General features: G+C 63.2%; 3 protein-coding genes. All 3 read left to right on the top strand.

The features are described 5' to 3' along the window. The coding region (locus H8S62_RS17725; protein ID WP_155152941.1) for a glycoside hydrolase family 3 C-terminal domain-containing protein at positions 1–2,304 on the top strand (2,304 nt) is incomplete at its 5' end. Between the two features lies 1 nt (position 2,305). Then, entirely contained in the window at positions 2,306–2,908 is a 603-nt protein-coding gene (locus H8S62_RS17730) for a GtrA domain-containing protein (protein WP_243141741.1), read from the top strand. 24 nt (positions 2,909–2,932) lie between these two features. Further along, positions 2,933–3,911, top strand: a 979-nt coding sequence (locus H8S62_RS17735; RefSeq protein WP_186920429.1) for a LacI family DNA-binding transcriptional regulator, incomplete at its 3' end; no start/stop codon positions are given.

Below are 3,911 nucleotides of genomic sequence, written 5' to 3' on the forward strand. Positions count from 1 at the left end.
GGGCTGCGCAAGCAGGCGGGGGCGGCGGACCACCTGGGGCTGAACGCCAGTCTCCCCGCAACCTGCTTCCCCACGGCGGCGACCATGGCCAACTCCTGGGATGAGCGCCTGGGGGAGGAGCTGGGTAAGCTCCTGGGGGAGGAGGCGGCGGCCCAGGGCGTCAGCGTCCTGCTGGGGCCGGCCCTGAACATGAAGCGCTCGCCCCTCTGCGGCCGGGACTTTGAGTATTTCTCGGAGGACCCCTATCTGGCGGGCAAGATGGCGGCGGCGTACATCCGGGGCATCCAGTCCAAAGGGGTCGCCGCCTGTCCCAAGCACTTTGCGGTCAACAACCAGGAGCTGCTGCGGATGCACTCGGACAGCGTGCTGGATGAGCGGACCTTCCGTGAAATTTACCTCACCGGGTTTGAAATTGCCGTGAAGGAGGGGAAGCCCCTCTCCATCATGTCCTCCTACAACCAGATAAACGGCGTCTACGCCAGTGAGGACAAGAAGCTTCTGCGGGACATCCTGGTGGACGAGTGGGGCTTCGAGGGCTTCACCGTCACCGATTGGGGCGGCAGCAATGACCGGGTGGACGGGCTGATTGCGGGCACACACCTGGAGATGCCCGCCACCGGCGGCGACAGCGACCGGGCGCTGGCAGCGGCGGTCCGGGAGGGCAGACTCTCCGAAGACATCGTCAACGAGCGGGTGGACGAGTATCTGCGGGTCCTCTTCGCCACAGTGATTCCCGAAAGCACCCCCGATTTCGATGTGGAAGCCCACCACGCCTTTGCACGGAAGGCTGCGCAGAGCACCATTGTACTGCTGAAGAACGAGGACAGTCTCCTGCCCCTCAAGGCGGGCGCCCGGGTGGCCGTCATCGGCGACTTTGCCCAGACGCCCCGCTACCAGGGCGCGGGGTCCAGCGTGGTGAACCCCACCAGGCTGGTCAGTCCCCTGGAGAGCCTGAGGGAGAGCGGCCTGGAGGTTCTGGGGTACGAGCCCGGCTTCCTCCGCCACGGCGGGGAGGACGGCCCGAAAAAAAACGCCGCCGTGGAGCTGGCGAAGCTGGCGGACACAGTGCTGCTGTACCTGGGGCTGGACGAGATCCTGGAGTCGGAGGGCCTGGACCGCAGGGACATGAAAATCCGCCGGAACCAGATCGATCTGCTGGAGGCGGTGAGCGCCGCCAATCCCAACGTCGTGGTCATCTTCTCTGGCGGCGCGCCTGTGGAGACCCCCTGGCTGGACCGCTGCAAGGCCCTGGTCCACGGCTACCTGGGCGGTCAGGCGGGCGCGGGGGCCATGGCGGCCGTACTGACCGGAGCGGTAAATCCCTCCGGCCGGCTGAACGAGACCTGGCCCCTCCGCTATGAGGACACCCCGGCCAGCGGGCATTTCCCGGGTGAGGAGCGGACGGTGGAGTACCGCGAGGGGCCGTACATCGGGTACCGCTACTACCGCACCGCCAACGTCCCCGTCCGTTTCCCCTTCGGCTTCGGCCTGAGCTACACCACCTTTGAATATACCGGCTTGACGGTTACTGACAAGGAAGTATCCCTTACACTCTCCAATACCGGGAGCCTCGCCGGGGCCGAGGTGGTGCAGGTCTATGTGGGGATGAAAAACAGCGCAGTTTTTCGGCCCAATGAGGAGCTGAAAGGCTTTGCCAAGGTATTTTTGGAGCCCGGAGAATCCAAAGCTGTAAAAATTCCGCTGGACGACAAGGCGTTCCGGTATTTCAATATCAAAACCGGGAAGTTTGAGGTGGAAGGCGGCATTTACGAGGTAAAGGTGGGCTCCTCCTGCGAGAACATCCGCCTGAGCACGGAAATCGAGGTGAAGGGGACCTCCGCCGAGGGAATCTACGACAAGAACATCCTCGCCAGCTATTTCTCCGGTGAGGTGAGCGACGTGGGGGACCGGGAATTCCAGACCCTGCTGGGCCGCCCCATCCCCCCGGCCAGATGGGACCGCAGCGCTCCGCTCACCCTCAACGACACCTTCGCACAGCTCTTTTACGCCAAGCGATGGGTGGGCCGGCTGGTCTGGCGCATCCTCACCCATATGAAGGACAAGGCGGAGAAGAAGGGCACCCCGGACCTGAACATCCTCTTCATCTACAATATGCCCTTCCGCGGCGTGGCGAAGATGATGGGCGGGGCCATGGATATGGCGATGGCCGCCGCGTTGGTGGAGATTTTCAACGGCCACTTCTTCAAGGGCGCGGGCCATCTCATCGGCGGCTTTTTCCGCAAAAACAAGGCGGAAAAGCAGTGCAGTCAAAAGCTGGCGGAGGCAGGAAAGGAGCATATCTGATATGAAAAAACAAGTGGAAAAGGGCGGTATCGCGGGCATGTGGGGCGGCTTTGCCGGCAAACACCCCAAGGCCGCCAAATGGATCCGGGAGGGCGGACTGTTCGTCATCGTCAGCAATCTGGTGACGGTGCTCAAATACTTCATCCTCCAGTTTCTGCCCAACGCGTTCCAGAGCCTCGCCAGCGTGGACTTCGGCTGGCCCGGCATCCCCCTGACCCTCTTCGGCGAGACCTTCAAGTGGAACATCTTCGGCTACGACGTGGCCCACGGCGGTCTGGGCTATTTCTGCGCCTACATGATCGCCATGCTCATCGGCGAGGTCATCAATTTCCCCATCCAGCGCAACTTCGTCTTCCGCAGCAAGGGCAATCTGGCCTACCAGATTGCCTGGTACGCGGTGGCCTTCGTGGTCATCAACTGCATCGTCAACTCGGTCAACTGCATTTGGGTGGCGGTGGCGGGCCTCCTCGTGCCCGACTTCATCTACAACATCGGCACCGTCGTCCTCAACGGCGGCATCTCCATGGTGATCTTCTTCTTCGTCAATAAAATCATCTTCCCGGAAGCGCCGCAGGAGAAGCGCTGTGCCGCCGAGCAGGGCTGATACCAAAAGAAACGGCGTGATACTATGGTGACCATCAAAGAAATCGCAAAAATGGCGGGGGTATCCCGGGGGACGGTGGACCGGGTGGTGAACGGCCGCCCGGGCGTGAACCCGGAGACCGAGAAGCGCATCCGCACGCTGATGGAGGATATGGGCTTTCGTCCCAACGCGGCGGGGCAGATGCTGGCCGCCCGGAAGCGGAAGCTGCGCCTCGCGTTCCTCATTGTCCACGGGCCGGAGCATGTCTTCTTCCTGGACATCCTCCACGCCGCCCGGGACAAGGCCGCTGAGCTGCGGGAGCTGGGGGTGACGGTGGATTTCTACCTCATCCGCCAGTTCGACCGGGCTTACCTGGAACGGGTGCTCCAGGAGGTGGAGGCCAGCGAGCCGGACGGCGTGGCCGCCCTGCCCCTGCGGATTAAGCCCTTTCTGGAGTTCATGGAGCGGCTGAACGCGCGGAAAACACCCACGGTGTTCTTTAACATCGACGAGGATTTTGCCGACCACCTTTGCTATGTGGGCTGCGACTATGTACAGTCGGGCCGGGTGGCGGCGGGGCTTTGCGCCCTTTGTACCGGGGAGGAGGGCGAGGTGGGAGTCGTCACCTGCGACGGCCCCAACTCACCCAGCTTCACCGCGCGGATGGGGGGATTCACTCAAGAGCTCCACGACCGGCACCCCGGCGTGACATTGGCCGACGGCGGCATTCCGGCGGTCTTTCACGGGGACAACTACGACCCGCTGGACGAGCTGCTGGAGCGCAATCCGCTGATGACGGCGCTGTACATCGTCAATCTGGGCGATTTCAACATCTGCCGGGCGGCCCGGAAGGCCGCCGAGGGGCGGGACCTGGCCATCATCACCAACGACCTCATACCCGCCCAGCGGGAGATGCTCCGGGACGGCATCATCTCCGCCACCGTCTCCCAGCAGCCAGACGTACAGGGCGCGCTCCCGCTTCAAATCCTCTACGACCTGCTGGTTTTTGGCACGGCGCCCCAGA

The organism is Lawsonibacter faecis (assembly GCF_014287675.1).
In the GTDB taxonomy this organism is placed as follows: domain Bacteria; phylum Bacillota; class Clostridia; order Oscillospirales; family Oscillospiraceae; genus Pseudoflavonifractor; species Pseudoflavonifractor faecis.

Bases quoted from the DNA above. Each gene is read 5' to 3' on its own strand.
- H8S62_RS17730 (WP_243141741.1), top strand. From the start codon at position 2,306: ATGAAAAAACAAGTGGAAAAGGGCGGTATCGCGGGCATGTGGGGCGGC.